The 26,362-nt window shown below is 68.4% G+C and carries 25 protein-coding genes, 1 pseudogene and 1 riboswitch; of the genes and pseudogenes, 8 read left to right on the plus strand and 18 right to left on the minus strand.

Going from position 1 to position 26,362, the window contains the following annotated elements; all coding sequences use genetic code 11:
* Positions 1-178: 178 nt before the first annotated feature.
* A riboswitch (glycine riboswitch) is annotated at positions 179-271 on the minus strand.
* Positions 272-385: 114 nt separating this feature from the next.
* Entirely contained in the window at positions 386-988 is a 603-nt protein-coding gene (locus ACVJ6E_RS04740) for a hypothetical protein (protein WP_120268683.1), read from the minus strand.
* Positions 989-1,203: 215 nt separating this feature from the next.
* Here ACVJ6E_RS04740 and ispH point away from each other — a divergent pair, with 215 nt between their 5' ends.
* Genes ispH through rnhA form a run of 4 tightly spaced genes read left to right on the plus strand, consistent with a single transcriptional unit; the run spans position 1,204 to position 4,301 of the window.
* A complete protein-coding gene (gene ispH, locus ACVJ6E_RS04745; protein ID WP_097175065.1) occupies positions 1,204-2,187 on the plus strand; it encodes a 4-hydroxy-3-methylbut-2-enyl diphosphate reductase in 984 nt (327 codons plus the stop codon).
* 27 nt (positions 2,188-2,214) lie between these two features.
* Positions 2,215-2,847 carry a LysE family translocator gene (locus tag ACVJ6E_RS04750; RefSeq protein ID WP_120268682.1) on the plus strand — a complete coding sequence of 211 codons (633 nt, stop codon included), beginning with the start codon at positions 2,215-2,217 and terminating at the stop codon, positions 2,845-2,847.
* A gap of 33 nt (positions 2,848-2,880) precedes the next feature.
* Positions 2,881-3,846, plus strand: coding sequence for a homoserine kinase (gene thrB, locus ACVJ6E_RS04755; protein WP_120268681.1), 966 nt, complete (start codon positions 2,881-2,883; stop codon positions 3,844-3,846).
* Entirely contained in the window at positions 3,843-4,301 is a 459-nt protein-coding gene (rnhA, locus tag ACVJ6E_RS04760) for a ribonuclease HI (RefSeq protein ID WP_120268680.1), read from the plus strand. The genes thrB and rnhA overlap by 4 nt, the downstream gene beginning before the upstream one ends.
* A 31-nt stretch (positions 4,302-4,332) precedes the next feature.
* Here the strand turns inward: rnhA and ACVJ6E_RS04765 are convergent, their stop codons facing one another.
* The 7 genes and pseudogenes from ACVJ6E_RS04765 to ACVJ6E_RS04795 all read right to left on the minus strand — a co-directional run bounded on the left by ACVJ6E_RS04765 (position 4,333) and on the right by ACVJ6E_RS04795 (position 12,517).
* The gene (locus ACVJ6E_RS04765; RefSeq protein WP_120268679.1) at positions 4,333-4,665 is read right to left on the minus strand and encodes a metalloregulator ArsR/SmtB family transcription factor; all 333 of its coding nucleotides are present in this window, start codon (positions 4,663-4,665) and stop codon (positions 4,333-4,335) included.
* A complete protein-coding gene (locus ACVJ6E_RS04770; protein WP_120268678.1) occupies positions 4,646-5,098 on the minus strand; it encodes an SRPBCC family protein in 453 nt (150 codons plus the stop codon). The genes ACVJ6E_RS04765 and ACVJ6E_RS04770 overlap by 20 nt, the downstream gene beginning before the upstream one ends.
* A 106-nt stretch (positions 5,099-5,204) precedes the next feature.
* Entirely contained in the window at positions 5,205-8,132 is a 2,928-nt protein-coding gene (locus ACVJ6E_RS04775; RefSeq protein ID WP_120269240.1) for an EAL domain-containing protein, read from the minus strand.
* Positions 8,133-8,142: 10 nt separating this feature from the next.
* Entirely contained in the window at positions 8,143-8,847 is a 705-nt protein-coding gene (locus tag ACVJ6E_RS04780; protein ID WP_120268677.1) for a GNAT family N-acetyltransferase, read from the minus strand.
* Between the two features lie 19 nt (positions 8,848-8,866).
* Positions 8,867-10,111: a M16 family metallopeptidase gene (locus tag ACVJ6E_RS04785; protein ID WP_491676410.1), complete on the minus strand. Its 1,245-nt coding sequence runs from the start codon at positions 10,109-10,111 to the stop codon at positions 8,867-8,869.
* Positions 10,112-10,263: 152 nt separating this feature from the next.
* Positions 10,264-11,688 (minus strand): annotated as a pseudogene (gene thrC, locus ACVJ6E_RS04790) (threonine synthase); the annotation flags it as partial.
* Between the two features lie 229 nt (positions 11,689-11,917).
* Positions 11,918-12,517: a YqgE/AlgH family protein gene (locus ACVJ6E_RS04795; protein WP_120268674.1), complete on the minus strand. Its 600-nt coding sequence runs from the start codon at positions 12,515-12,517 to the stop codon at positions 11,918-11,920.
* A gap of 288 nt (positions 12,518-12,805) precedes the next feature.
* Here ACVJ6E_RS04795 and ACVJ6E_RS04800 point away from each other — a divergent pair, with 288 nt between their 5' ends.
* Complete coding sequence (locus tag ACVJ6E_RS04800) at positions 12,806-13,735, plus strand: protein-disulfide reductase DsbD domain-containing protein (RefSeq protein WP_158592670.1); 930 nt, start codon at positions 12,806-12,808, stop codon at positions 13,733-13,735.
* 118 nt (positions 13,736-13,853) lie between these two features.
* On the plus strand, positions 13,854-14,336 hold the full coding sequence (locus tag ACVJ6E_RS04805; protein ID WP_120268672.1) for a peroxiredoxin: 483 nt from the start codon (positions 13,854-13,856) through the stop codon (positions 14,334-14,336).
* A 786-nt stretch (positions 14,337-15,122) separates the two neighbouring features.
* Here the strand turns inward: ACVJ6E_RS04805 and ACVJ6E_RS04810 are convergent.
* From ACVJ6E_RS04810 to coxB, 9 genes are all read right to left on the minus strand, one after another.
* Positions 15,123-15,905: an SURF1 family protein gene (locus ACVJ6E_RS04810; protein WP_199681153.1), complete on the minus strand. Its 783-nt coding sequence runs from the start codon at positions 15,903-15,905 to the stop codon at positions 15,123-15,125.
* Positions 15,895-16,284, minus strand: coding sequence for a DUF983 domain-containing protein (locus ACVJ6E_RS04815; RefSeq protein ID WP_120268671.1), 390 nt, complete (start codon positions 16,282-16,284; stop codon positions 15,895-15,897). Before ACVJ6E_RS04815 ends, ACVJ6E_RS04810 begins: the two co-directional genes overlap by 11 nt.
* A 54-nt stretch (positions 16,285-16,338) precedes the next feature.
* A complete protein-coding gene (locus ACVJ6E_RS04820; RefSeq protein WP_120268670.1) occupies positions 16,339-16,887 on the minus strand; it encodes a L,D-transpeptidase family protein in 549 nt (182 codons plus the stop codon).
* A gap of 16 nt (positions 16,888-16,903) precedes the next feature.
* Positions 16,904-17,764, minus strand: a complete 861-nt coding sequence (locus ACVJ6E_RS04825; RefSeq protein ID WP_120268669.1) for a cytochrome c oxidase subunit 3 — start codon at positions 17,762-17,764, stop codon at positions 16,904-16,906.
* 51 nt (positions 17,765-17,815) lie between these two features.
* Positions 17,816-18,472: a cytochrome c oxidase assembly protein gene (locus tag ACVJ6E_RS04830; protein ID WP_120268668.1), complete on the minus strand. Its 657-nt coding sequence runs from the start codon at positions 18,470-18,472 to the stop codon at positions 17,816-17,818.
* Positions 18,473-18,498: 26 nt separating this feature from the next.
* A complete protein-coding gene (locus ACVJ6E_RS04835; RefSeq protein ID WP_158592669.1) occupies positions 18,499-18,654 on the minus strand; it encodes a cytochrome c oxidase system small membrane protein in 156 nt (51 codons plus the stop codon).
* The gene (locus tag ACVJ6E_RS04840; protein ID WP_120268667.1) at positions 18,651-19,598 is read right to left on the minus strand and encodes a heme o synthase; all 948 of its coding nucleotides are present in this window, start codon (positions 19,596-19,598) and stop codon (positions 18,651-18,653) included. Before ACVJ6E_RS04840 ends, ACVJ6E_RS04835 begins: the two co-directional genes overlap by 4 nt.
* Before the next feature lie 239 nt (positions 19,599-19,837).
* Positions 19,838-21,436: a cytochrome c oxidase subunit I gene (ctaD, locus tag ACVJ6E_RS04845; RefSeq protein ID WP_120268666.1), complete on the minus strand. Its 1,599-nt coding sequence runs from the start codon at positions 21,434-21,436 to the stop codon at positions 19,838-19,840.
* Positions 21,437-21,544: 108 nt separating this feature from the next.
* The gene (gene coxB / locus ACVJ6E_RS04850; RefSeq protein ID WP_371811354.1) at positions 21,545-22,468 is read right to left on the minus strand and encodes a cytochrome c oxidase subunit II; all 924 of its coding nucleotides are present in this window, start codon (positions 22,466-22,468) and stop codon (positions 21,545-21,547) included.
* 639 nt (positions 22,469-23,107) lie between these two features.
* Between coxB and ACVJ6E_RS04855 the strand changes: the two genes are divergently transcribed.
* Both ACVJ6E_RS04855 and tldD read left to right on the plus strand, forming a co-directional pair.
* Positions 23,108-23,638 (plus strand): invasion associated locus B family protein, encoded by a 531-nt coding sequence (locus ACVJ6E_RS04855; protein ID WP_185924343.1) that lies wholly within the window; start codon positions 23,108-23,110, stop codon positions 23,636-23,638.
* 183 nt (positions 23,639-23,821) lie between these two features.
* Entirely contained in the window at positions 23,822-25,246 is a 1,425-nt protein-coding gene (gene tldD / locus ACVJ6E_RS04860) for a metalloprotease TldD (RefSeq protein WP_120268665.1), read from the plus strand.
* Positions 25,247-25,374: 128 nt separating this feature from the next.
* Here the strand turns inward: tldD and ACVJ6E_RS04865 are convergent, their stop codons facing one another.
* Positions 25,375-26,283, minus strand: a complete 909-nt coding sequence (locus tag ACVJ6E_RS04865; RefSeq protein ID WP_120268664.1) for an alpha/beta fold hydrolase — start codon at positions 26,281-26,283, stop codon at positions 25,375-25,377.
* Between the last annotated feature and the right edge of the window lie 79 nt (positions 26,284-26,362).

The following is a 26,362-nucleotide window of genomic DNA, read 5'->3' on the forward strand; positions in this document are numbered from 1 at the left end:
TAGAGGGTCTGGTGACGCGAACACGGTTTCGTATCCACGCACCCCCTCTGTCCTGACGACCTGAGAGATTTCCCGCCCGGCTTCCGGTCCGTGACCGGCGCCCGTAATTGAGGCGGTTACTCCTTCGGTGAGCCCGGCCCCGACCCGAAGGGCGGTCCGGACTTCTTTCCAGAGCGTTGCTCGACCTGCGGTCCTTTTGCCTGAGAGTTTCCGGGGCGGTTGCTCCTTCGGCGCCGGCACCCGTGATGCCGATCTCTCCCGCAAGTCCTTGAAGCAGGATCGCGAAGACGTGCGTCTTCAGGTCCCTGCCGGCGGCGCACAACGTCCACGCCGCCTTTCGTGTCGCATTGTCGACAGCGCCTGTCGCACTGTCAACATGCCCTCCCTATTGCCGACGTTTTCCCTTCTCGTCCAGCGCAATCTGCACCTTGGCCGAACCGCCCTGGGGAATAGAGACATTCTCCTCCACCAGCGCCCACTGCTCCGCCGGCGCGCCCGCGCCAAGCGTCACCGGGATGGACAGCTGGCGAACCTGCGGCTTGGCCTTTGCAGCGTCGGTATCCGAGACGGAAATGCGCAGCGGCAGCAGGATCTCGCCACCCGGCCAGGCCGGGCCCGGCGTCACGCGTCCGGACACGCCGACAGTCATCAGCACGCCGCCATCGGCGCCGCGCTGGCACTTGCGCGCCCACTTCTCGATATTCGCCTGGTAGCGCAGGCCCTGCGGGTCGTCCTGCTTGCCCCGATCGTAGGTCATGAGCAGATAGCCGTCGGGCTCCACTCCCAGCGGCGGACAGGGGACCTCCTGGCGGAAGGTCTCGGGGTTGATGTCCTCCACCACCGACTTGCCGGCGGCGTTGCCGGAGATCACGGTCTTGGCCACATCGTTGCTGACCCCTGCGATATCCGTACCGCAGGCCGCAACGGCAAGGCCGAGTGCGAGCGAGGCGAGCGGGCCCGTACGACGGATCCAGTCGGCGTGCTGCATGCCAATCTTCCCAATTCTGCTCAAGGACGCATACTCGTTCAGGGGAACGTCTATATCAGGCGGACCGGCGCTTGGCGAGCGGCTGCGGGCGCGCGGCGATTTCCCGCCTCACGACTTGGCCGGCCACCCTTGACACGCCCTGCCCCCATACCTCTATTGCCAGCAAAGCCCGTGCGTCGCGGCTCCCCGCCGACGCCGACTGCAAGGAGGCCCTCTTGGCTTCAGACCCTTCCGCCGGAAACCGCCCGCCGCTCAAGGTGCTGCTCTGCGCCCCGCGGGGCTTTTGCGCCGGTGTCGACCGTGCCGTCCAGATCGTCGAGCTGGCGCTCGAGCGCTTCGGCGCGCCGGTCTACGTGCGTCACGAGATCGTGCACAACAAGTTCGTCGTCGAGAGCCTGAAGACCAAGGGCGCCGTCTTCGTCGAGGAGCTGGACGAGATCCCGGACGGCCATCACGACCGCCCGGTGGTGTTCTCCGCTCATGGCGTGCCGAAGTCGGTGCCCGAGGACGCGCGCTCGCGCAACATGTTCTATCTCGACGCCACCTGCCCGCTGGTCTCCAAGGTCCACAAGGAGGCGGAGATCCACTTCCGCCGCGGCCGCGAGATCGTGCTGATCGGCCATGCCGGCCATCCGGAAGTCATCGGCACGATGGGCCAGCTGCCCGAGGGCGCGGTGCGCCTCGTCGAGACGGTGGAGGACGCGCGGGCGTTCGAGCCGGCCGGCGACCGGCCGCTCGCCTGGATCACCCAGACCACGCTGTCGGTGGACGACACCGCCCAGATCGTCGAGGTGCTGACCGCCCGCTTCCCCGACATCGTCGCCCCGCACAAGGACGACATCTGCTACGCCACCACCAACCGGCAGGAAGCGGTGAAGGCCGTTGCCCCGGACGTCGAGGCGCTGATCGTCGTCGGCGCGCCGAACTCGTCGAACTCGCAGCGCCTGCGCGAGGTCGCCGAGCGTGCCGGCTGCCCGGTCGCGCTGCTGGTGCAGCGCGCCGCCGACATTCCCTGGGACGCGCTTCCGCCGCTGACGAGCCTCGGCATCACCGCCGGCGCTTCCGCGCCCGAGGTCTTGGTGGAGGAGATCATCGCCGCCTTTGCCGAACGCTACGAGGTCACCGTCGACAGCGTGCGCACGGCCGAGGAGACGATCTCCTTCAACCTGCCGCGCGCCTTGCGCGAGGCGGCCGAGTAACGTCGCGCGGCAACGGGGGGAAAGCGGATGGAGTGGCTTGGCGTCTTCGTCGCGGTGTTCGCGATCTTCCTGCCGGCCCTGATGCTGCCGGGGCCGGACTTCATCGCCGTCGTGCGCTCCTCGATGGCGCATGGCGCCCGCGCCGGACTGCTGACCACCGCCGGCGTCTCGCTCGGCCTTGGCGTCTACGCGACGCTCTCGCTCGTCGGCCTCTCCGCCCTGCTCGTGCAGTACCAGTGGCTTGCCGTGGTGCTGCGCGTTGCCGGCGGGCTCTACCTCGCCTGGCTCGGCCTCCGGCTGCTCTTTGCCCGGCCACAGGAGCTGGAGCTTGATGCTGCCGCCCGCACCCCGCGCCGCAATCCGCTGATCTTCGGCTTCCTCGTGACCATGACCAACCCGAAGGCCATCGTGCTGTTCGCCAGTGTCTTCGCCACCTCGGTCAGCGCCCAGACACCGGCCTGGGTGCTCGTCGCCATGGTGGCCCTGGTCGTCGTCTCGGCCGCGCTGTGGTACACGCTGGTCAGCCTGTTCATGTCGTCCGCGCCGGTGCTGCGCCGTTTTGCCGGCCTGCAGCACTGGATCGAGCGCGTGGCCGGCGCCTGCTTCGTCGCCATCGGCGGGCGCATCCTTGCCGATGCACGCAATCCGCTCTCGCCCTGACCCTTCTCACGCCCGGAAAACGAACCCGACCCCATGGCTGTCTACACTGACGTCTCGGACGAGGACCTTGCGGCCTTCGTCGCCCTTTACGATATCGGCGACACGCTGGCCCTGAAGGGCATCGCCGAAGGCGTCGAGAACTCGAACTTCCTGCTGCACACGACGAGCGGCTATTTCATCCTGACGCTCTACGAGAAGCGGGTGAACCCGGCCGACCTGCCGTTCTTCCTGGAGCTGATGCGCCATCTGGCGGCGCGCGGCATTTCCTGCCCGCAGCCGATCGCCGCGCGCTCCGGGGCCATGCTGGGCGAGCTGGCCGGCCGGCCCGCCGCCATCATCTCGTTCCTCGACGGCATGTGGGTGCGCCGGCCCAAGCGCGAGCATTGCGCGGAGCTCGGCGAGGCGCTCGCCCGCTTCCATCTCGCCGGTTCGGACTTTGCCGGCCAGCGCCCCAACACCCTGTCGGTGGACAGCTGGAGGCCGCTGCTCGGCGCCTCGCTCGACCAGGCCGACACCGTCGTCCCGGGTCTCGGCGCAGAGCTGACCGCCGAGCTCGACCATCTGGAGAGCCGCTGGCCGACCGGTCTTCCCTCCGGCGTCATCCACGCGGATCTCTTTCCCGACAACGTCTTCTTCATTGGCGAGCGTCTGTCCGGGCTGATCGACTTCTATTTCGCCTGCAACGATGCCTTCGCCTATGACGTGGCGATCTGCCTCAATGCCTGGTGTTTCGAGCCGGACCTCTCGTTCAACGTCACCAAGGCGCGGGCGCTGCTCAACGGTTATCGCCAGGTGCGCGACTTCACGGATGCGGAGTTCGCCGCCCTGCCGCTCCTGGCGCGCGGCTCGGCCCTGCGCTTCCTGCTGACCCGCCTGCACGACTGGCTGCGCGTGCCGCCGGGCGCGCTGGTCACACCGAAGGACCCGCGCGAATACCTGCGCAAGCTGCGCTTCCATCAGGGCGTTTCCACCGCCTCCGACTACGGGCTCGCCCCATGAGCGAGGCAGCGGCGGAGACGCGCGTCACCATCCACACGGACGGTGCGTGCTCGGGCAATCCGGGTCCCGGCGGCTGGGGCGCGATCCTGCGTTTCGGCGAGCATGAGCGCGAGCTGTGTGGCGGCGAGGCCCAGACCACCAACAACCGCATGGAGCTGACGGCGGCCATCGAGGCGCTGAACGCCCTCAAGCGCTCGTGCAAGGTCGACCTGCACACCGACAGCACCTATGTGCGCGACGGCATCACCAAGTGGCTCTACAACTGGAAGCGCAACGCCTGGCGCACCGCCGACAAGAAGCCGGTGAAGAATGCCGAGCTGTGGCAGGCGCTTGATGCGGCACGCGGCCGCCACGACGTCACCTGGCACTGGGTCAAGGGTCATGCCGGGCACGACGAGAACGAGCGCGCCGACGAGCTCGCCCGCAAGGGCATGGCACCGTTCAAGAAAAAGTAGCCGTCCCGCGGGGGCGGCCCGACTTCTCGGATCAATCCTCGACGAACGCGCGCAGCCGCGCCGCCGCATCGTCCCACTGCCGCGAGGCCCGCTCCAGATAGCGGCTCGCCTCGGCCAGCCCGGCCGGCTGGATGGCGAAGCGGCTCTCGCGGCCGACCCGGGTGCTGGAGACGACGCCCGCCTCCTCCAGAACGGCCAGATGCTTGCTGATCCCCTGCCGGGTCAGGCCGGTGCCGCGCGTCAGCTCGACGACCGACTGCGCGGGCCCGTCCGCCAGCCGGGACAGCAGCGCCAGACGTGTCGGGTCGCCGAGCGCGGCGAACACCGAGGCGACGGAGGACGAGTCAGCTCGAGGGCGCGACATGCCTGGCAATGTTCTCCGCCTGGATGTTCCAGCCCTGGGTGTTGCCGCGCAGGACCTCGAGCCGCCGCGCATCCGACAGAGCCTCGAAGCCGCTTTCGGTGATCGTCAGCAAGGTTCCCCCCTCCACCGGCTCCAGCCGGAACTCGACCAGCGTCGTGGGCTGATCGCCAACCGCGAGGCCGGACGCCTCGTCGAAATCGTGCCACCTGAAGGAGAGCAGCCGCTCCGGCTCCATCTTCTCCACGGTGGCGAGCCAGGGATAATGTTCGTAGCCGGGATAGGTCATCCGGCCGGTCGAGATGCTGCCGGGAACGAACGGCCCGTCGAGCCTGACCCGAAACCACGCGCCGAATTCCTCGTGGTCCGACAGCGCCCGCCAGACCCGCGAAACCGGCGCCTTCAACTCCACCTTCTTGACGATCCTGTCGCTCATCACGCAACCCTCCGGTTGCCTTTTACCTTACAGCACAGGGATCAAAACGCAACCATTCGGTTGCCTTTCAAGGATTGGGAAAAGGGATCCAATTTCCCGCGCGGTCTTACGACCGCAGCGCGTCCATCTCCGACTGCAGCAGCTTGGTCGCTTGCGCGGCTTCCATCGGCTGGCCGAACAGGAAGCCTTGCGCGTATTCGCAGCCGAGCTGGTGCAGCTCGAGCGAATCGGACTCCGTCTCCGCCCCTTCCGCCACCACCTGCATGCCGAGGTCGTGGCCGAGCGCGATGATCGAGCGCAGGATCACCGGACGGGCACTGCGGCCGTTCGGGCGCACGAAGGACTGGTCGACCTTGATCGTGTCGAAGCGGAAGCGCTGCAGGTAGCTGAGGCTGGAATAGCCGGTGCCGAAATCGTCCAGCGACAGGCCGGCGCCGAGCGCGCGCAGCCGCTCCAGCATCCGCGCCGAATATTCCGGATTGGCCATCACCACCGATTCCGTCAGCTCCAGCTTGAGCGTTCCCGGCGCGATGGAGGAGCGCGACAGCACCGACTTCACGTCGTTGATCAGGTCGTGGCGCAGCAGCTGCAGCGAGGAGATGTTGACGCTGGCGAACAGCGGCACCGGCAGGCGGAAGGTCTGCTGCCAGTCGGCGAGCTGGCGCGCACCCTTGTCGAGCACGAACAGGCCCAGCTCGTTAATGATGCCCGACTGCTCGGCGATGGGGATGAATTCCGCCGGCGAGATCGCCCCGCGCGTCGGGTGGTTCCAGCGGGCCAGCACCTCGAAGCCGGCGATGGAGCGGTCCACCAGGCGCACGATGGGCTGGTAGAACACGGTGATGCCGTCGGTCTTCAGCGCCTTGCGCAGGTCGCCTTCCAGCTCGGCGCGGCTGCGCGTGCCGGTCTGCAGCGTCGGGCGGAACACCTCCACCCGGTCGCCGCCGAGCCGCTTGGCATGGTTCATCGCCATGTCCGCCTCGCGCATCAGCTCGGCCGCCGAGGACCCTTCGGTCTCGTAGATGGCGATGCCGACGGAGGAGGTCAGGAACACTTCCCGCTCGCCGAAGGTGATGGGCGAGCGCACCGCGCGGCGCACCGCGTCGGCGAAGGCGGCGATCCGGTCGGCCGACTGTTCGGAGAGAAGCAGCAGCGCATAGGTGTCGCCGGACAGGCGCGAGAGCGAATCCTGCGGCTTGAGCTGGCGCGAGACGCGCCGCGCGATGGTCAGCAGGATGCTGTCGCCGGCGGACAGTCCGATGGAATCGTTGACCTGCTTGAAGCGGTCGAGATCGATGATCAGCACGGAAGGACGGCCGAGCTTTTCCGCGCGCGAGCGGGCGATGGCCGCCTGCAGCCGGTCCATGAACAGCTCGCGGTTGGGCAGGCCGGTCAAGTTGTCATGCACCGCATCGTGCAGCAGCCGCTCCTCGGTCACCTTCTGGTCGGTGATGTCGAGCAGCGTGCCGACGCAGCGGATCACCTCGCCGTCGGAGCCGACGATGGGCCGCGCGCGCAGGCGGAACCAGCGGAAATGGCCGTCGTCGGCGCGCAGGCGGAAGGCCTGCGAGATGCGGCCGCGGCGCTGGTCGATCACCGCGTCCAGCGTGGTGCGGAACGTGTCGCGATCCTGCGGGTGCAGCACGTCGAGCCAGTCGCGCGCCGGTCCCTCCAGCAGGCCCTGCTTGAGGCCCAGCAGGTCCTCCACCTCGTTGCCGGTGGAGATGCGGTCGCGGTCGACGTCCCAGTCCCAGATGATGTCGCCGGAGCCGGTCAGCGCCAGCGCCCGCCGCTCCACGTCGGAAATCAGTCCTTGCGCGATGGCACCGCCCGCGAAGGCGTGCTGCATCACCGTGAAGCCGATCAGCAGCACGATCAGCACCAGGCCGCCGGCCAGCGCCGGCTGGACGATGTCGTTGGCCAACGATCCGGTCACGGTCATCGCCGCGCCCACCAGCCAGGACAGCAGCAGCACCCAGGTCGGCACCAGCATGATCGCCCGGTCGTAGCCCTGCAGCGCCAGCGCCGCGATCACCGCAAAGCCCAGCACGCCGATGATGCCGAGCGAGACGCGGGCGATGCCGGCGGCGACGGAGGGGTCCCAGACGGCGATGCCGAGCAGGCCGAGCACCAGGATCAAGGTGCCGAGCGCCAGGTGGCTGTAACGGATGTGCCAGCGGTTGAGGTTCAGATAGGCGTAGAGGAAGATGATCAGGCTCGCCGCCAGCGCCACCTCGGCGCAGGCGCGGTACAGCTGTTCCTCGCCCGGCGTGATCTGCAGGACCTTGTTCCAGAACCCGAAGTCGATGGTCAGGTAGGCCAGAACCGACCAGGCCAGAACCGCCGTCGCCGGGAACATGATCGTGCCCTTGACCACGAAGAGGATGGTCAGGAACAGGGCGAGAAGGCCGGAAATGCCGAGGATGATGCCGCGATAGAGCGTGTAGGCGTTGACCGTGTCCTTGTAGACGTCCGGCTCCCAGAGGCGCAGCTGCGGCAGGCCGGGCGTGCGCATCTCCACCACATAGGTGACCACCGCGCCGGGATCGAGCGTGATCAGGAAGACGTCCGCCTCCTGGCTCGACTGCCGCTCGGGCGCGATGCCCTGGCTCGGCGTGATCGAGGCGATGCGCGAGGCGCCGAGATCCGGCCAGATCAGCCGCGAGCCGACGAGCTGGAAGAACGGGGCGACGATCAGCCGGTCGATCTGTTCGTCGCCGGGATTGGACAGGGCGAAGACGGCCCAGCTGGTGTTGGTGCCGTCGCGCGAATTCACCTCGATGCGGCGGACGATGCCGTCGGCGCCGGGCGCGGTCGAGACCTGCAGGCTGGCGCCCTCGTTGGGATAGAGATCGACGGCGCCGGTCAGGTCCAGCGCATCGGTGGAGGAGCGAACCTCGACCGCCTCGATGGCTGCTGCCGGAGCATAGGTGATCAGCCACGCCGCCAGCGCGAGCACAAGGAACCTGAAAAGGGGCAAGCGGTTCGTCCGTTTCACGTCGCGCAACGCGCGTTGCCGGAGACTTATCGGCATCCAACCCATCTCACAAGATTTCTTTCTCTCCGGCACCGGCGTCCGTGCCGGGGTCCGCCGGGACCTGCGCCTGCCAGACGGCGACGCTTGCGGCGGAGATGGTGGCAAGGCCCTGCGGCGCGGCGGTATCGCCGGCCAGACGGGCGAACAGCAGATGATCCTGCCATTCCCCGGCGATACGCAGGTAGCGGCGGGCGTAGCCCTCGCGGCAAAAGCCGGCTTTTTCAAGGAGCCGACGCGAGGCGACATTGTGCGGCAGGCAGGCGGCCTCGACCCGGTGCAGCGACAGTTCAGAAAAGGCGAAGGCGAGCAGTGCCTGCACCGCCCGGCTCATATGGCCCCGTCCGGCATGCGGGGCGCCCATCCAGTAGCCGAGCGAGGCGGTCTGCGCCACGCCGCGGCGGATGTTGGACAGCGTCGCCCCGCCCACCAGCACCCCGTCGGCGAGGCGGAACAGGAAGAAGGGGTAGGCCCGGTCCTCGCGCATCTCGCGCGCATAGCGGCGCAGGCGCCGGCGATAGGAGGCACGCGACAGCTCGTCCGCCGCCCACAACGGCTCCCAGGGCTGCAGGAAGGCGTGGCTCGCCTCTCGCAGTGCCGCCCATTGGGCATGGTCCTGCGGCTGCGGCTGGCGCAGCATCAGGGCAGTGTCCCCCTCCCCCGCAATCAGGGTCCGGACCGGCTCGGAGCCGGAGAAGGCCCGGAACAAGGACATGTCCGCCTCCGTGCGGGTCTCAGGCGCCGACGGCGCGCGCCGGCATGGCACCACCCAGCCGCTCGGCCACCGCGTCGGCGTCGAGCGGCAGCGGCAGGCCGCCCGTCTTCGGCCCGACGACGGAGAGCGTCGGCACACCGGCGAAGACCTTGGCGGCGGCAGCGCGCACGCTGTCCAGCGTCACCGCGTCGATGCGGCTCTGGATCTCCTCCGGCGACAGTACCTCGCCATGGATCATCAGCTGGCGGGCGATCTGGCCCGCGCGGGCGGCGGGGCTTTCCAGCGACATCATCAGTCCGGCGCGGATCTGCGCCTTCGAGCGGTCGAGGTCGGCCTGCACGATCTCCTGCGAGGCGCGGCCGAGTTCGTCCACCAGCACGGGGAAGAGCTCGCCGATATCCTCCTCGCCGGTCGCCGCATGGACGCCGAACAGGCCGGTGTCCTGGAACGCCCAGTGGAAGGAGTAGATCGCGTAGCACAGGCCGCGGGTCTCGCGGATTTCCTGGAACAGGCGCGAGGACATGCCCCCGCCCATCACCGAGGCCAGCACCTGCACCGAGTAGTAGTCGGGCGCGCGGTAGGGCACGCCCTCGAAGCCCAGCACCAGCTGGACCTCCATCAGCTCGCGCTCCAGCAAGGTGCTGCCGCCGTTATAGTGGGCGGCGACCGGCTCGATGCTCGGCTTGCCCGACAGACCGCCCAGATGCTCTTCGGCCAGCTTCACCACCGCGTCGTGATCCACCGCGCCGGCGGCTGCCAGCACCATGTTCTCGGCCCGGTAATGCTCGGAAAGATAGGCGCGCAGGTCCTCCGGCGTGAAGGACATCACCGTCTCGCGGGTGCCCAGGATCGGCCGGCCGATCGCCTGGTTGCTCCAGGCGGTTTCCTGGAACTGGTCGAACACCTTGTCGTCGGGCGTGTCGTGCGCGGCACCGATCTCCTGCAGGATCACGTGCTTCTCGCGCGCCAGTTCCTCCGCATCGAAGCTGGAATTCTGCAGGATGTCGGCGATCAGTTCGACCGCCAGCGGCACGTCCTCGGCCAGGATGCGGGCATAGTAGTTGGTGTGCTCGACGCTGGTGGAGGCGTTCAGCTCGCCGCCGACCGCCTCGATCTCCTCGGCGATCTGCCGCGCCGTGCGGGTCGCCGTGCCCTTGAAGGCCATGTGTTCGAGCAGATGAGTGATGCCGTTCTGGTCCGGCGTCTCGGAGCGGGAGCCCGCTCCCACCCACACGCCGAGCGCGGCGGTGCGCAGGTGCGGCATGGTGTCGGTCACGACCCTGAGGCCGTTGGCCAGCCTCGTCACCCGCACCTGCATCAGGACACCTCCATCGTGGCGGCGCGGGCTGTATCGAGGATGTGGCGTTCGATCTCGCCGCGTTCGGCCGCCATCTTCGTGAAGCGCTCCGGCGCGCTCATCATCGGCTCCAGCTCCGGCGGCAGCGCCGGACGCACGCCGCAGGCCGCCTCCACCGCGTCGGGGAACTTGGCCGGATGCGCCGTCGCCAGCACCACCATCGGTGCATCGCTCGCCGGCTGCTGCTCGGCCACATGCAGGCCGATGGCCGTGTGCGGGTCGAGCAGGTAGCCGGTCTCGCGCATCGTGCGCTCGATGGTCGCCGCCGTCTCCGCCTCGCCGCAGCGCCCGGCATCGAAGCCCTCGCGAATCGCCGCCAGCGGGCCGTCCGCCAGCTCGAAGCGGCCGGACTGCGAAAGCCGCGCCATCAGCGAGCGGATTTGCGCGCCGTCGCGTCCGTGCACCTCGAACAGCAACCGCTCGAAGTTGGACGAGATCTGGATGTCCATCGACGGCGAGATCGTCGGCACCACGCCGCGGGTCTCGTAGGCGCCGTTTTCCAGCGTGCGGGCGAGAATGTCGTTGGCGTTGGTGGCGATCACCAGCCGCTCGATCGGCAGGCCCATTTGTGCCGCGACATAGCCGGCTAGGATATCGCCGAAATTGCCGGTCGGCACAGTGAAGGACACCGGGCGATGCGGCGCGCCGAGGGCGGCACCGGCCACGAAATAGTAGACCACCTGCGCGACGATGCGCGCCCAGTTGATCGAGTTGACGCCGGCCAGTTGCACCCGGTCGCGGAAGGCGGCATGGGTGAACATGCCCTTGAGGATCGACTGGCAGTCGTCGAACGTGCCGGCGAGCGCCAGCGAGTGCACATTGGCCTCGGTCGGCGTCGTCATCTGCCGGCGCTGCACGTCGGACACGCGCCCGTCCGGGAACAGGACGAAGATGTCGGTGCGCTCGCGGCCGCGGAAGGCCTCGATCGCCGCCCCGCCCGTGTCGCCCGAAGTGGCGCCGACGATGGTGGCGCGCTGGTCGCGGGCGGCCAGCACATGGTCCATCAGCCGGCCGAGCAGCTGCATCGCCACATCCTTGAAGGCGAGCGTGGGACCGTGGAAAAGCTCCAGCACGAAGCGGTTCGGCGCCACCTGCACCAGGGGCGTCACCGCCGGGTGGCGAAAGCCCGCATAGGCCTCGCGGATCATCGCGGCGAGATCCTGCCGGGAAATGTCGTCGCCGACGAAGGGCTCGATAACCGCCTGGGCGACTTCCGCATAGGGACGTCCGGCAAAGCCGGCGATGGTCTCGCGCGACAGTTTCGGCCAGGTCTGGGGAACGTAGAGACCGCCATCCGCGGCAAGTCCGGTCAAAAGAACGTCGGAAAACCCGAGAACCGGCGCCTCGCCCCTGGTACTGACATATTTCACGGCGGCGATATCCTCCAGAAAGTCTCTCTTGCGAACCGGGAGCGGATGCGTCCGCCGCGCCAGTTCGCCCGGCGGGGCGGCTCCCCGTCCCTGGCGTTCCGGCCTCGGTCGCATCCCGGTCTGCGGTCCGGTGTGCCCTTGCAAGCCCGGCGGCCTGCCTGCCCCGGCAGCTCCGCCTCGTCCGGCCAGGCGCCCGTCGGGCGCTGGCGGTCAATGCTCAGGCGCACCCTATCCCTCGGCTCGGGTCCGGGCAAGCCGGATGGTTTGCCAGCAGCAATGCGCGCACCGGGTAACACGACCCGCCGCCCGCAAACCCGCGCCCGGCGCCGGGACCGCGCGGTGTTCAGGCGTGGCCGGCTTCGCTGGACAGCATGGCCGGCGCGATGCCGATCTTGGCGAGCGCCCGGTCCCACTTGCTGTCGAGCGCGGTGTCGAAGACGATTGCCTCGTCCGCCGGTCCGGTGATCCAGCCGTTCTCCTGGATCTCGGCTTCCAGCTGCCCGGCGCCCCAGCCGGCATATCCCAGCGCCAGCATCGCCTGTGCCGGCCCGCGCCCTTCGGCGATGGCGCGCAGGATGTCGAGCGTCGCGGTCAGGCAGATGCCGTCCTGCACCGGCATGGTCGAGTTGGCGATGACGAAGTCCTGCGAATGCAGCACGAAGCCGCGCCCGGTCTCCACCGGGCCGCCGCGATGCACCTGCATGCGGTCGGCCGGCGCCGGCAGGCGGATGCTCTCGTCGTCGGGGATGATGTCGAGCTGGCGCAGCAGCTCGGGAAAGCTGAGGCTCGGCGCCCGCTGGTTGACGATGATGCCCATCGCCCCTTCCGCCGAATGGGCGCACAGATAGATCACGGAATGCGCGAAGCGCTCGTCCGCCATCTGCGGCATCGCGATCAGCAGCTGCCCCGCGAGCGAGGTCCGGCTGAGGTCGTCGCTTTTCATGGCCCCTGGTTCCTCTCCTGCGCCCGGCCCATTTCGCCGGGCCCGTCTCGCCCGGCCACTATCGCCCGCCCATCCTGCCGGCACGCCCTGCGGCATGTTTCTCCGGCCTGCGGCCGCGAAGCGGCGCGCTAGCGGGGCTCCATCTTACGTCGGGCCTTGCAGCATGTTAACCGCCGCAGCGCCCGCGATCACGCAGATGTGGCGCTTCGCCTGTGGACCCGCAAGGCGATTTGCGCCAACACTGCCAGTCGCTTGGCCGACAAGATGGAGCAATTCGCCGGGATTGCCATGCAGAACAGGACCTTTTTTGCCCGCCGTAACTCGCGCGCCCTTGCGCGCCTTGCCGCAGCCGCCCTGCTGCTCGGGTCCCTGGCGCTTGCCGGCCCCTTCGGCGGTGCTGCCCAGGCCGGCGAAAGCCCGTGGATACGCGTGGGCGCGGCCGGCATCCGCCTCGTCTCAACCGGCCCCAACTCCACGGGCCCCACCACCCCTGGCGAGGCGCCGGCTGCCGGGGACGCGGCGCTGGAGATCCGCCTTGAGGACGGCTGGCATACCTATTGGCGCTTTCCGGGCGAGGCCGGTATTCCCACGGCCGCCGATTTCAGCGCCTCCTCGGGCCTTGCCTCGGCAAGCCTGCGCTTTCCCGTGCCCGAGCGCTATTCCGATCCTTACGCCACCTCGATCATCTATCACGACCGCATCGTGCTGCCGATCGACCTGGAGCCGACACCGGGCGAGACTGCGCCCGTGCTTCGCGCGCATGTGACGTTCGGCATCTGCCGCGAGATCTGCATGCCGGGCGAGGCCCAGCTGGAGCTGCCGCTGGCCGAAGGCGGACCGGACTTTACCGCCCGCCAGGCGATTTCCGCCGCAAGGGCCGCCCTGCCGCGGCCGCAGGGCGAGGCGCCGCCGCGCATTGCCGCCATCGAGCGGAAAGAGCTCTCCCCGGCCGAGGGCAAGGCGCCCGAGGAAACCCTCGTCATCACCGCCGAGCTGGCATCGCCGACCGATCTCGTCGACCTGTTCGCGGAAGGTGCGCAGGGCTCCTACAACGGCGTGCCGGTGCTGCTGGAGCGGGACGGTACCACAGCCCGCTTCACCCTGCCCGCGCGCGGCCTTGCGAGCAACAACGACGGCTCCCGCCCTCTGGCCCTTACGCTGGTGGAGGGCGCGACGGCCGTCGAGCATCGCAGCGAATTGCCGCCGGCGGCGAACTAGTCTGTCGCTGCCGCTCGACGGACGCGCCGGAACACCCTATGTCAGGAGGCGGACGCCATGCGGCGGCCTGCCGCATCGCGACGCCCTCCGGCTCACCTTTCTGAGGAGACTTCCGAACATGACGATCAAGGTTGGCGACACCCTGCCCGAGACCAAGTTCAAGATCATGACTGCCGACGGCCCGGCCGAGCGCAGCAGTTCCGATCTCTTCGCTGGCCGCACCGTGGTTCTCTTCGCGGTTCCCGGCGCCTTCACGCCGACCTGCCACAACAACCACCTGCCGGGCTTCGTCGAGCACGCGGACACGATCCTGTCCAAGGGCGTCGACGAGATCGCGGTGGTGTCGGTCAACGACGTGTTCGTGATGAATGCCTGGGCCAAGGCCACCGGCGCCGAGAAGATCACCTTCCTGGCCGACGGCAGCGCCGACTTCGCCAAGGCGATCGGCCTGGAGCTCGACGCCTCGGGCGCCGGCCTCGGCATCCGCTCCAAGCGCTATGCGATGATCGTCAAGGACGGCAAGGTCACGGCACTCAACATCGAGGAAATGCCGGGCAAGGCCGAGGTTTCGGGCGCCGCCGGCATCCTCGCCGCGCTCTGATCCTGACGCCTTCGGCCGGGACCTTCGCGCACCGGCCGGAGCCACCGCTTGCCGGTGCTTTTCAAGCCGGGCCGCCTCGCGGTCCGGCTTTTTCATGGCGTGGGCCATAACTCCGCCCTGACCCGGCACCTCGCGCGGCCCCCCCCCCAAGGATGTCATCCCGGTTTCGGCACAGCCGAAGACCGGGATCCAGTAACCCCGCGCGGTTCGAGTGAGGCCTCGGCGGTGCCGCTAGCGGCCTTCGCGATGGCCGGCAGACGCCTGTGCGCCACCATCCGCCCAGGCGGATACTGGACGCCTGCCTGCGCAGGCGTGACAGCCATAGAGGTGGCCATGCGCTCGCGCCTCGCCCCTGCCGGGGTTGCCATTGGATCCCGGATCGTCGGCCTTGCGGCCTCGTCCGGGATGACAACCGAGAGGGCGAGATGGCGATCAGCACCGGGTTGACGGCCCGAGAATGACACATCCGCCCGCATCCCCACGGCCGTCACCCCGGGCAAGCGCAGCGCGACCCGGGGCCTATTGGTTGCCAGAGCGGCTGTGACGACGCTTGATCGCTGCCCCACGGTTTCCGGCACTCCGTCCCTCCCTTCGTCACCCCGGACGGCGCGCAAGCGCCGAGCCGGGGCCGGAGAGCCGAAAACCTCTCGAAGGCACTCCCGAAGGCACTCCCGAAGGCTCCCACCACCGCCGTGCCTCCCCGGTCCCGGGTCGCGCTGCGCTTGCCCGGGAAGACGCAAGGGAGCGGCTGGTGCGTCGGTGGCAGGCCCCGAAGACGCTCCGCCCCTACTCCCCGGACGGGCGGCGGGTCTCGCTGCGGGCGAAGGCGATGAACACGCCGATCAGCACGAGGCCGAGGCCGTACCAGGTGACCGCGTATTGCAGGTGGTTGTTGCGGAAGGAGATGAGGGTCTCGCCCGCCTGCGGCAAGCCGCCGGCCGGCGTTGCCTCGGCGCGCAGGTCCACGCTGAAGGGCGCGAGCGGCGCATCGTCGACGCCGAGCGAGGCCGCCATCTTCGGCGCCTCGCGCACGAACCAGACCTGCGTCTTCGGATCGGCATCCAGCGTGAACATGTTGCCGCGTTCGTCGCGCCGCCACAGGCCGGTGATCTCCACCTCGCCTGCCGGCGGCTCGCTGCCCGGCCGGCTCTCGGGCAGGCGGCGGGACTCCGGCACGAAGCCGCGATTGACCATCACCACCGGGCCGGCCTCGGTGCGGAACGGGGCATAGACCAGATAGCCCGGGCCGCCGAAGGTGCCCTGCGGCTCGGTAAGCGCCAGATAGTAATAGACCTCGCCGTCCAGGAAGCGGCCCGTCAGGCGCACGGGCCGGTAGTCCCAGGCGTCCTCGTCGATCCCGGCCCACGCGTCCGGGGCGGGCGGATCCACGGGCGCAAGGTCGATGCGCTCCTCGACCCGCTCGATGAGCGCGAGCTTCCACTGCAGGCGCAGCACCTGCCAGGTGCCGAGCGCCATCAGCGCGCAGAACACGATGAAGGCCACCAGTGCCGGCAGCAGCAGGCGGCGCTTGGCGGCGGGCGCCGGCGCGGGGGATGCGTTACTCGTCAACCCGTCCCTCCTGGGCGCTGTGCTTGTATTGCTGGGCGATCATCAGGCCCTTGAGCGGCCGCAGCATGCCGAGGCCGAGAATGAGGGTGAGCGGCAGCCACAGAACCATGTGCACCCAGATCGGCGGGCGGATCGACATCTCCACGGCCAGCACCAGGCCGACGACGATGAAGCCGACGATCATGATGATGAACACCGCCGGGCCGTCGCCGCTGTCGGCGAAATCGAAGCTCAGGCCGCAATTGGAGCAGGACGGGCGGGTCGCCAGATAGCCCTTGAACAGACGGCCCTGGCCGCAGCGCGGGCAGCGTCCGGAAAGGCCGGTGCGCAGCGGGTCCTGCGGCGGATAATGCGCGCGGTCGGCGGTCGGTTCAGTCATGTGCGTTGCGCTCCTGGCGCTAGAGCCCTGCAGGCTACCGGACCGCGGGCGCGGTCAGGGGCGGATCTCGATCGGCGTACCGTTGGGAACCAGCCGCCAGATCTCATCCATTTCCGCATTGGTGACGGCAATGCAGCCGTCGGTCCAGTCGACATATTGATGCAGGAAGCCGAGCCAGCCCAGCCCGTTGCGCATGCCGTGGATCATGATCATCCCGCCCGGGTCCTCGCCGCGTTCGTTGGCGCGGCGCTTGTCGTCCTGGTCCGGATAGGAGATGTGCAGCGACAGGTGGTAGGCGCTTTGCGGGTTGCGCCAGTCGATCGTGTAGCGCCCCTCCGGGGTGCGGCCGTCGCCCTCGCGCTGCTTGTGGCCGAGCGGGTCGCCGCCGAGCGCGATCGTGTAGCTCTTCAGCACCGCGCCGCTCGCATCGAGCAGCTGCAGGCGCCGTTCGCCCTTTTCGACCAGGACCTTCTCGACGCGAGGCTCTTCGGTCTGCGCGGCGGCCTGATCGGCGGCGGCGGACCGCGAAAAAGCAAAGTCCGCGGCGACAGATGCCGCCGCGGACAGGATCAGAAACGCCGTCTTCAGCAGACGGTACCGCATGGTCTCGCGCCTTGCGTCAGTGGGCCGGGCCGGCCGCCCAGACGTAGATCGTGACGAACAGGAACAGCCACACCACGTCGACGAAGTGCCAGTACCAGGCCGCCGCCTCGAAGCCGAAGTGCTTCTGCGGGGTGAACTGGCCCATGCTGGCGCGGATCAGGCAGACCAGCAGGAACACGGTGCCGACGAACACGTGGAAGCCGTGGAAGCCGGTCGCCATGAAGAAGGTCGCGCCGTAGATCGAGCCGGAGAAGGCGAAGGCCGCGTGGCTGTACTCGTAGACCTGGCAGATCGTGAAGAGCACGCCGAGCACGACCGTCAGCGTCAGGCCCCACTTCAGGCCCTCGCGGTCGTTGTGAACGACGGCATGGTGGGCCCAGGTGACCGTGGTGCCGGAGGTCAGCAGGATCAAGGTGTTGAGCAGCGGCAGGTGCCAGGGATCGAAGGTCTCGATGCCCTCCGGCGGCCACACGCCGCCGGTCGCCTCGACGCGGGCATACTGCGCGGCTTCGCCGGTGAACAGCGAGGCGTCGAAGAAGGCCCAGAACCAGGCAACGAAGAACATCACCTCGGAGGCGATGAACAGCAGCATGCCGTAACGCAGGTGCAGCTGCACCACCGGGGTGTGGTCGCCGGCCAGCGACTCGCGAACGGTGTCGCGCCACCAGCCGAACATCACGTAGAGCACGAGCAGCGTGCCGACCGCGAAGATGCCCCAGCCGGCCAGGTTGAAGCCGAACACAAGGAACTCGTTGCCCTGGGTGTGGCGGAACAGGCCGACCGCGCCGAGCGCCATGATGAAGGCGCCGACGCCGCCGAGGAACGGCCACGGGCTCGGATCTACGATGTGGTAGTCGTGGTTCTTGGCATGCGCCATGGGTACACTCCCCCGATTATAGTCGTGCCGCCGGCGAGCGGGCCGTCGCACTCACATGCGGTTGCTTGGATCCGATGTCGCGGCAGGAGCCGCGGCCACCGGCGTTTCAGGTCCCTTTGCAGGGAAGAAGGTATAGGAGAGGGTGATCTCCTTGATATGCTTCAGGTGCGGGTCCTCGTCCATCGCCGGATCGATGAAGAAGACCACCGGCATCTCGACGGATTCACCTGCTGCAAGCGGCTGCTCGGTGAAGCAGAAGCACTCGAGCTTGTTGAAATAGGCGCCGGCCTCGAAGGGCGTGACGTTGAACACCGACGTGCCGATGTTGGAATCGCCGCCGTTGTTGTGCGCCGTATAGGCGGTCTGGCGGCTCTCGCCCATGCGCAACGTGATCGCCCGCTCCTTGGGACCGAACGCCCAGGGCAGGTTCGAGTTGACGTTGCCGTCGAAGCGCACGGTGATCGTGCGGTCGATGATCGTGCCGGTCGGCGCGTCGGCGCGCTGGGTCGTGCCGCCATAGCCGGTGACCTGGCAGAACAGCTCGTAGAGCGGCACGGCGGCATAGGCCGCGCCGACCATCGTCATCACGCCGCCGAGCACGGCGACGGCGATGCGCCGGTTCTTGCGGGCGAGCCGGTCGCTCTGCGCGGCGGTTGCATCGCGCGGCGTCGCGGATGCCTGGTCGGGGGTGTCGGTCTGTCGCGTCATGCGATGCCTTCCTCTCGCAGGGTCCGTTACAGGGGCCGGTTGAGCACGCCGGGTCCCATCTTGACCAGCGTGATCACGTAGAACAGCAGCACCAGCCCGGCGATGGCCAGGCCGATGGCGACCGAGCGCTTGCGCTGGCGGCGCTTCTGCTCTTCCGTCTGGCGCATGCCGTCCTCGCTCACAGCCAGCCTCCCGCGATCAGCCGGGCGACGATGCTGTCGGCGAGCAGCAGGGCGAAGATCAGGAACAGGTAGACGAGCGAGAACGCGAAGAGCCGCACCGCCGCCTTGCGCGCCGCATCGCCCTCGCGCCGCGCATAGACGCGGACCGCGTACCAGACGAAGGCAACGCCCAGCACGGCCGCTGCGACGCCATAGACCAGCGAGGCGAAGCCCAGCAGGGTCGGCGCCACGGCGATCGGGGCCAGCAGCACCGAATAGACGAGGATCTGCGTGCGCGTGGCGTCCTCGCCGGCGACGACGGGCAGCATCGGCACGCGGGCGGCCTCGTAGTCGCCGCGCTTGAATAGCGACAGCGCCCAGAAATGCGGCGGCGTCCACATGAAGATGATCAGGAACAGGACGATGCTTTCCACCGTCACGGTGCCGGTCACCGCGGCCCAGCCGATCATCGGGGGGAAGGCGCCGGCGGCGCCGCCGATGACGATGTTCTGCGGCGTCGAGCGCTTCAGCCACATCGTGTAGACGACGGCGTAGAAGAAGATGGTGAAGGCCAGGAGGCCGGCGGCCAGCCAGTTGACCGCAAGGCCGAGCACCAGAACCGAGAAGGCCGAGAGCGTCAGGCCGAAGGCGAGCGCCTCCTCGGGGGTGACCTTGCCGGCCGGGATCGGGCGGCGCGCGGTGCGCGACATGACCGCGTCGATGTCGGCGTCGTACCACATGTTCAGCGCGCCCGAGGCGCCGGCACCGACGGCGATGCACAGGATCGCGACCGCGCCGAGCACCGGGTGGATGCTGCCAGGAGCGATCAGGAGGCCGACCAGCGCGGTGAAGATGACGAGCGACATCACGCGCGGCTTGAGCAGCGCCAGGTAGTCGCCGACATCGCCCTGCCCGCCAAGGGCGACGGCGTCCAGCCTGCGGTCCTGGTAGTCTGCGAGCGACATGTCTGTTCCGGTCTCTTTCGTGCGTGCCGATGGCCCGTCGGCGTCGCCGCCGGGCATTCGTCTTGCGCGGGTTCCTGCCCGGTGCGGGCGAAATCTCTTGCCCGTGCCGATGCGGCAGGCGGGCGGGGTTTCAATGGCGCGGCGCCCCGAAGGGCGCCTGCCGGAGGCGGGGCCGTTGAAGGCCCCTGCCGGGGGACCGCGCCGGGATGCCGGCGCGGCCTGTCCGTGTCACGCCGGGATCACTTGATCCGCGGCAGGGTCTCGAACTGGTGGTACGGCGGCGGCGAGGACAGGGTCCACTCCAGCGTCGTCGCGCCCTCGCCCCACGGGTTGTCCGCAGCCTGGCGCTTCTTGGCGAAGGCCTCGAAGATGCCGAACAGGAACACCAGGACCGCGAAGGCCGAGATGTACGAGCCGTAGGACGACACCGCGTTCCAGCCGGCCATCGCGTCCGGATAGTCGACGTAGCGGCGCGGCATGCCGGCCATGCCCAAGAAGTGCTGCGGGAAGAACACGAGGTTCACGCCGACGAAGGTGATCCAGAAATGGGCCTTGCCGATGGTCTCGTTGTACATGTAGCCGAACATCTTCGGGAACCAGTAGTACCAGGCGCCGAAGATGCCGAACACGGCACCGAGCGAGAGCACGTAGTGGAAGTGCGCCACCACGTAGTAGGTGTCGTGCATCGCGCGGTCGAGGCCGGCATTGGCCAGCTGCACGCCGGTCACGCCGCCCACGGTGAACAGGAAGATGAAACCGACCGCCCACAGCATCGGGGTGCGGAAGGAGATCGAGCCCTGCCACATGGTGGCGATCCACGAGAAGATCTTCACGCCGGTCGGCACCGCGATGACCATGGTCGCCGCGACGAAGTAGGCCTGCGTGTCGACGTCCAGGCCGACGGTGTACATGTGGTGCGCCCACACGATGAAGCCGACGACGCCGATCGCGACCATGGCGTAGGCCATGCCGAGATAGCCGAAGATCGGCTTGCGGGCGAAGGTGGAGATGATGTGGCTGACGATGCCGAAGGCCGGCAGGATCAGGATGTACACCTCCGGGTGACCGAAGAACCAGAACAGGTGCTGGAACAGGATCGGGTCACCGCCGCCGGCCGGGTCGAAGAACGTCGTGCCGAAGTTGCGGTCCGTCAGCAGCATGGTGATGGCGCCGGCCAGGACCGGCAGCGACAGCACCAGGAGGAAGGCGGTCACGAGCACCGACCAGGCGAAGAGCGGCATCTTGTGCAGCGTCATGCCCGGGGCGCGCATGTTGAAGATGGTGGTGATGAAGTTGATCGCGCCGAGGATCGAGGAGGCACCGGCCACGTGCAGGGCCAGGATCGCCAGATCCATCGCCGGTCCGGGCTGGCCGGAGGTCGACAGCGGCGGGTAGATCGTCCAGCCACCGCCAACGCCGTTGGCGCCCGGAGGACCTTCCACGAACAGCGACAGCAGCAGCAGCAGGAATGCCGGCGGCAGCAGCCAGAACGAGATGTTGTTCATCCGCGGGAAGGCCATGTCCGGCGCACCGATCATGATCGGCACGAAGAAGTTGGCGAAGCCGCCGATCAGCGCCGGCATCACCATGAAGAAGATCATGATCAGGCCGTGCGACGTGGTGAACACGTTGAAGGTGTGCGGATCGGAGAAGTACTGCATGCCCGGCTCCTGGAGCTCAAGGCGAATGCCGACGCTGAGCGCGCCGCCGATGATACCCGCGATGATCGCGAAGATCAGATAGAGGACACCGATGTCCTTGTGGTTGGTCGAATAGACCCAGCGCGTCCATCCCGTAGGACGGTCCTGATCGCCGTGGGCATGCGCCGCAGTGGCCATCTTCCAGCTCCCTCGTTAGAGAATTTTACCTCGGTCCAGTCGACCGGGGACAAGCCCGATCCGAACCTTGCGGCGTGCGGGGCCGGGCCTCGCACGCCGAGACGTCGATCAGCGCGCGGCCACGTCCAGCGAGCCGGCAGCCGGGGCAGCGGCAGTGCCGGCCGGCTTCTCGATGGTCGCCATCAGCTGACGGGTCGCATCCTCGACGCTGTCCTTGGCGGCTTCCGCCCAGGCCTGGAACTGCTCTTCCTCGACCACCCGGATGGCGATCGGCATGAAGGCATGGTCCTTGCCGCAGAGCTCGGAGCACTGGCCGTAGAAGATGCCGGTCTGCTTGGCGTTGAACCAGGTCTCGTTCAGACGACCCGGAACCGCATCCATCTTCACGCCGAAGGCCGGCATGGCGAAGGAGTGCATCACGTCGGCAGCGGTGATCTGCAGGCGCACGGTCTTGCCGACCGGCACGATGACCTCGTTGTCGACGGCCAGCAGGCGGGGATATTCCTCGATCGGGCGGCCGTATTCGGCGGCGCGCTCGGCCCGCTCGGACTCCTCGCGCAGCATGATCGACTCGAAGGAAATGCCGGACAGGCTCTCATCGGTGTACTCGTAGCCCCAGTACCACTGGTAGCCGGTCACCTTGATGGTCATGTCGTATTCGGGGATCTCGACCTGCTTGTAGAGCAGGCGGAACGAAGGGATCGAGATCATGACCAGGACGAGGATCGGGACCAGCGTCCACACCACCTCGATCATGGTGTTGTGGGAGGTCCGCGACGGCGTCGGGTTGGCCTTGGAGTTGAAGCGCATGATGCACCACACCAGCAGGGCCAGAACGAACAGCGTGATGATCGTGACGATCACCAGCGTAAAATCGGTGAACCAGGTGATGTCTTCCATCACTTCCGTCGCGGCCGGCTGGAACCCCAGCTGCCACGGCATCGGCTGGGCGGCCACCGCCGCACCGGCAAAGGCGAGCGGGGCGAGCGCCACCGCTGCAAACTTCGTCAGACGCTTGACCAATCCTGTCACGTCCGTGCTCCCTTCCTGACCCCGCCGGCCAGCTGAACCTGGCGGAATCCCATTACTTGTCTCTCAGGCACTGCGCCGCCCCGGCGCCGCGCCAAGCCCGTCTCCGGGTCCACCCCGCGCCACGCCCGATACCCCTTAGCTTACCGCATGTCGATAAGACAGAAAGGGGTGTCAAAACGCCGCAAGGGTTACTTGACCGCAGTTTGACCGATATCAAAGTCGGCCTGAAAAACCATAAGCCGCCGCATTGCGCAATGCAGTAGTTTCGTGAATGCCCAAATTCCGGCCGAATCCTCGCCTTCCTTTCGCCACGGGCTGCGGGGACACCCCTTCCGCCCCGCACTTTTCGGGAAAGGACGGGGATCGGGCGGTTTCGCCTTGAAATCGACCTTTCGAGGGCCGACAAAGCGGAATGCGCGCGGTTTCGTGCGAATCAGACGACGATCACGCCCGTCCGGGACCCCTTTGCCGCTCTCTCCTGCCCGCGCCGCTCCGCTGGCCGCGATCTGCAGGGACGGAGCGCAACACCGGTGGGCGATACGGCGCCGTCCGTACCGCACACGGCGCCTTGCGCACCTCACGAAGACCGGGAAACCGGCCAAGGGAATTGTACCGCTGCGAACCTACGGAGTCTCGCCCGTGCCTGTTTTGACCAAGCCGACCACGTTCCGCCTCGCGGCCGTCCTTGCCCTTGTGGCCGCCGTCCTGGCCAATGTCGCGGCCATTCCCCTGGCCCATGCCCAGGGCGCGGTGCGCTCCGTGCACGGCGACTGGCAGATGCGCTGCGACACGCCGGCCGGCGCGCAGGAAGAGCAATGCGCGCTGATCCAGAACGTCACCGCGGACGACCGCGAGAATGTCGGCCTCTCCGTCATCGTGCTGAAGACCGCCGACAAGCAGTCGCGCCTGCTGCGCGTTCTGGCGCCGCTCGGCGTGCTGCTGCCGATGGGCCTCGGCCTTCGCGTCGACGACGCCGATGTCGGGCGCGCCGGCTTCGTGCGCTGCCTGCCGAACGGCTGCATCGTCGAGGTGGTGATGCAGGACGACCTGATCGAAAAGATGCAGAAGGGCAGCGCCGCCACCTTCGTCATCTTCCAGACCCCGGAAGAAGGCATCGGCATCCCGATCTCGCTGAACGGCTTCTCCGAGGGTTTTGCCGCCCTGCCCTAAGCGATCGTTCGGTTTTTCCGGCGCGTTGAAGCCGGAGACGCGGATTTCGGCGGCCGGGTCTTCCCGGCCGTTTTCGCGTCCGGGGCCGGGTGTTTTCGTCCCGCCGTCTCCGGCGGGGCTGTGCAAGCGCGGCCCGAGCCCCTAGTTTCCCTCCCAGATGATCTCTTTCGCGGGACCCGACCGATGAGCGATGCGACGACCGACCTGATTGCCGGTGCCGGCTTGAGCGAGGAGCAGGCGCGCAGCGTGCTCGCCCGCGCTCTCAAGGGTGCCGACGACGGCGAGCTCTTTCTCGAATACCGGCAGTCGGAGAGCCTCGTCTTCGACAATGGCCGGCTGAAGGGCGCCAATTACGACACCAGCCGAGGCTTCGGTCTGCGCGCCGTTGCCGGCGAGGCGGCCGGCTACGCCCATTCCGGCGAGGTCTCCGTCGCCGCGCTCGAGCGGGCAGCCGATGCGGTCTCGGCCGTCGCCTCCGGCCATTCGGGCACCTATGCGGAGGCCCCGCCGCGCACCAACGCAAAGCTATATGGCGACGGCAACCCCATCGCCTCGCCGGTCTTTGCCGACAAGGTTACGCTGTTGCAGCGGATCGATGCCTACGCGCGGGCCCGCGATCCCAAGGTGCGGCAGGTCAGCGTATCGCTCGCCAGTTCCTGGCAGGTGGTGGAGATCCTGCGCGCCGACGGGCACCGGGTGCGCGACGTGCGCCCCTTGGTGCGCTTCGGAGTCTCGGTGGTCGCCGGCGACGGCAGCCGGCAGGAGAGCGGCTCGCACGGGTTCGGCGGGCGCGATATGGTCGAGGCCTTCCTGACCGAGGACAGCTGGAAGCATGCGGTCGACGAGGCGCTGCGCCAGGCGCTGGTCAATCTGGAGGCCGTGCCGGCCCCCGCCGGCAGCTTCGACGTGGTGCTTGGCCCCGGCTGGCCTGGCATCCTGCTGCACGAGGCGGTCGGCCATGGGCTCGAGGGCGACTTCAATCGCAAGAAGACCTCCGCCTTCGCCGGCCTGATGGGCCAGCGCGTCGCCTCCAAGGGCGTCACCATCGTCGACGACGGCACCATCGGCGGGCGGCGCGGCTCGCTCACCGTCGACGACGAGGGCACGCCGACCGGGCGCACCGTGCTGATCGAGGACGGCATTCTCACCGGCTACATGCAGGACCGGCAGAACGCCCGGCTGATGGGCGTCGCCCCGACCGGCAACGGCCGGCGCCAGTCCTTCGCCCATATTCCGATGCCGCGCATGACCAACACGGTGATGCTGGCCGGCGACCGCGATCCGGGCGAGATCCTGGAAGGCGTCCAGGACGGCATCTACGCCGTCTCCTTCGGCGGCGGCCAGGTCGACATCACCAGCGGCAAGTTCGTGTTCTCGTGCACCGAGGCCTACCGGATCGAGAACGGGCGCATCGGCGCGCCGATCAAGGGCGCCATGCTGATCGGCAACGGGCCGGACGCGCTGACGCGGGTCGAGGCCATCGGCAACGACATGGCGCTCGATCCGGGCATCGGCACCTGCGGCAAGCAGGGCCAGGGCGTACCGGTCGGCGTCGGCCAGCCGACCCTGCGCATCAACAAGATGACCATCGGCGGCACCGCCGTCTGAGGCGGGAGGCGCCTGTCGCCTCCCTCCCCTTCGGACGTCATCCCGGGCAAGGCGCAGCCGCGACCCGGGACCGGCGAGCCACGGCGCGTGCGGGTCGTTCCAGGCGCTACCTCTTTAAGAGAGGGCGATCACGCCTCGTCCAGGAAGAACGGCAGGAGCGCGGCGAGCGTTGCCGCCGGATCCTCCTCCACCAGGAAATGGCCGGCATCGACGCCCTGCCCGCGTACATCGCTCGCCCAGCGCGACCAGGTCTCGACCGGCGTTGCGGTCTTTTGCGCCAGGCCGCCATTGCCGTAGAGCGCCAGCAGCGGGCAGGCGATCTTGCGGCCTGCCTCGCGGTCGGCGGTGTCGAGCTCCATGTCGATGGTCGCCCCGGCCCGGTAGTCTTCGCAGGCCGCGTGCTGGCGGGCGGGCTGGGAGAAGGAGGCCCGGTAGTCGGCGAGCGCCCGGGGATCGAAGGCCGACAGGTCCTTGCGCGCCGTCCAGCTCGCCAGCGTGTGGTCGAGATAGTAGTCGGACGCGCCGGCGATCAGGCGTTCGGGCAGCGGCTTCGGCTGGGCCAGGAACAGCCAGTGATAGATGGCCATGCCGTAGCGCCAGTCCATGTTCTGCCAGTAGTCGTAGGTCGGCAGGATGTCGAGCACGGCGAGCCGCCGCACCTTGTCGGGGTGGTCGAGCGCCATCCGGTAGCCGACCCGCCCGCCGCGGTCGTGGCCGGCGACCATGAAGCTGTCGTGACCGAGCCCGGCCATGACCGCGACCATGTCGGCCGCCATCGCGCGTTTGGAATAGAGATGATGGGCCTCGTCGCCCTCCGGCGCGCTCGAGCGGCCGTAGCCGCGCAGGTCCGCAACGACGACGGTGAAGTGGCGGGCGAGCTCGCCGGCGATGCCGTGCCACATGGCATGGGTCTGCGGGTAGCCGTGCAGCAGCAGGAGCGCAGGACCCGTCCCGCCGATGCGGCAGAAGATATCCACGCCCTCGCCGCGGGATATCCCCGTCGTGAATCCTGGAAAGAGATCGTCGCCGCCCTGCATCAAAGCCTCCCGAACCGTCTGGTCGGCAGGCCCTCGTCGCGGAACCTGCGCGGGGGCGATTGAAGCGGCTGCGGCCGTC

The sequence above is a fragment of the Stappia sp. G46H5W genome (assembly GCF_058448995.1).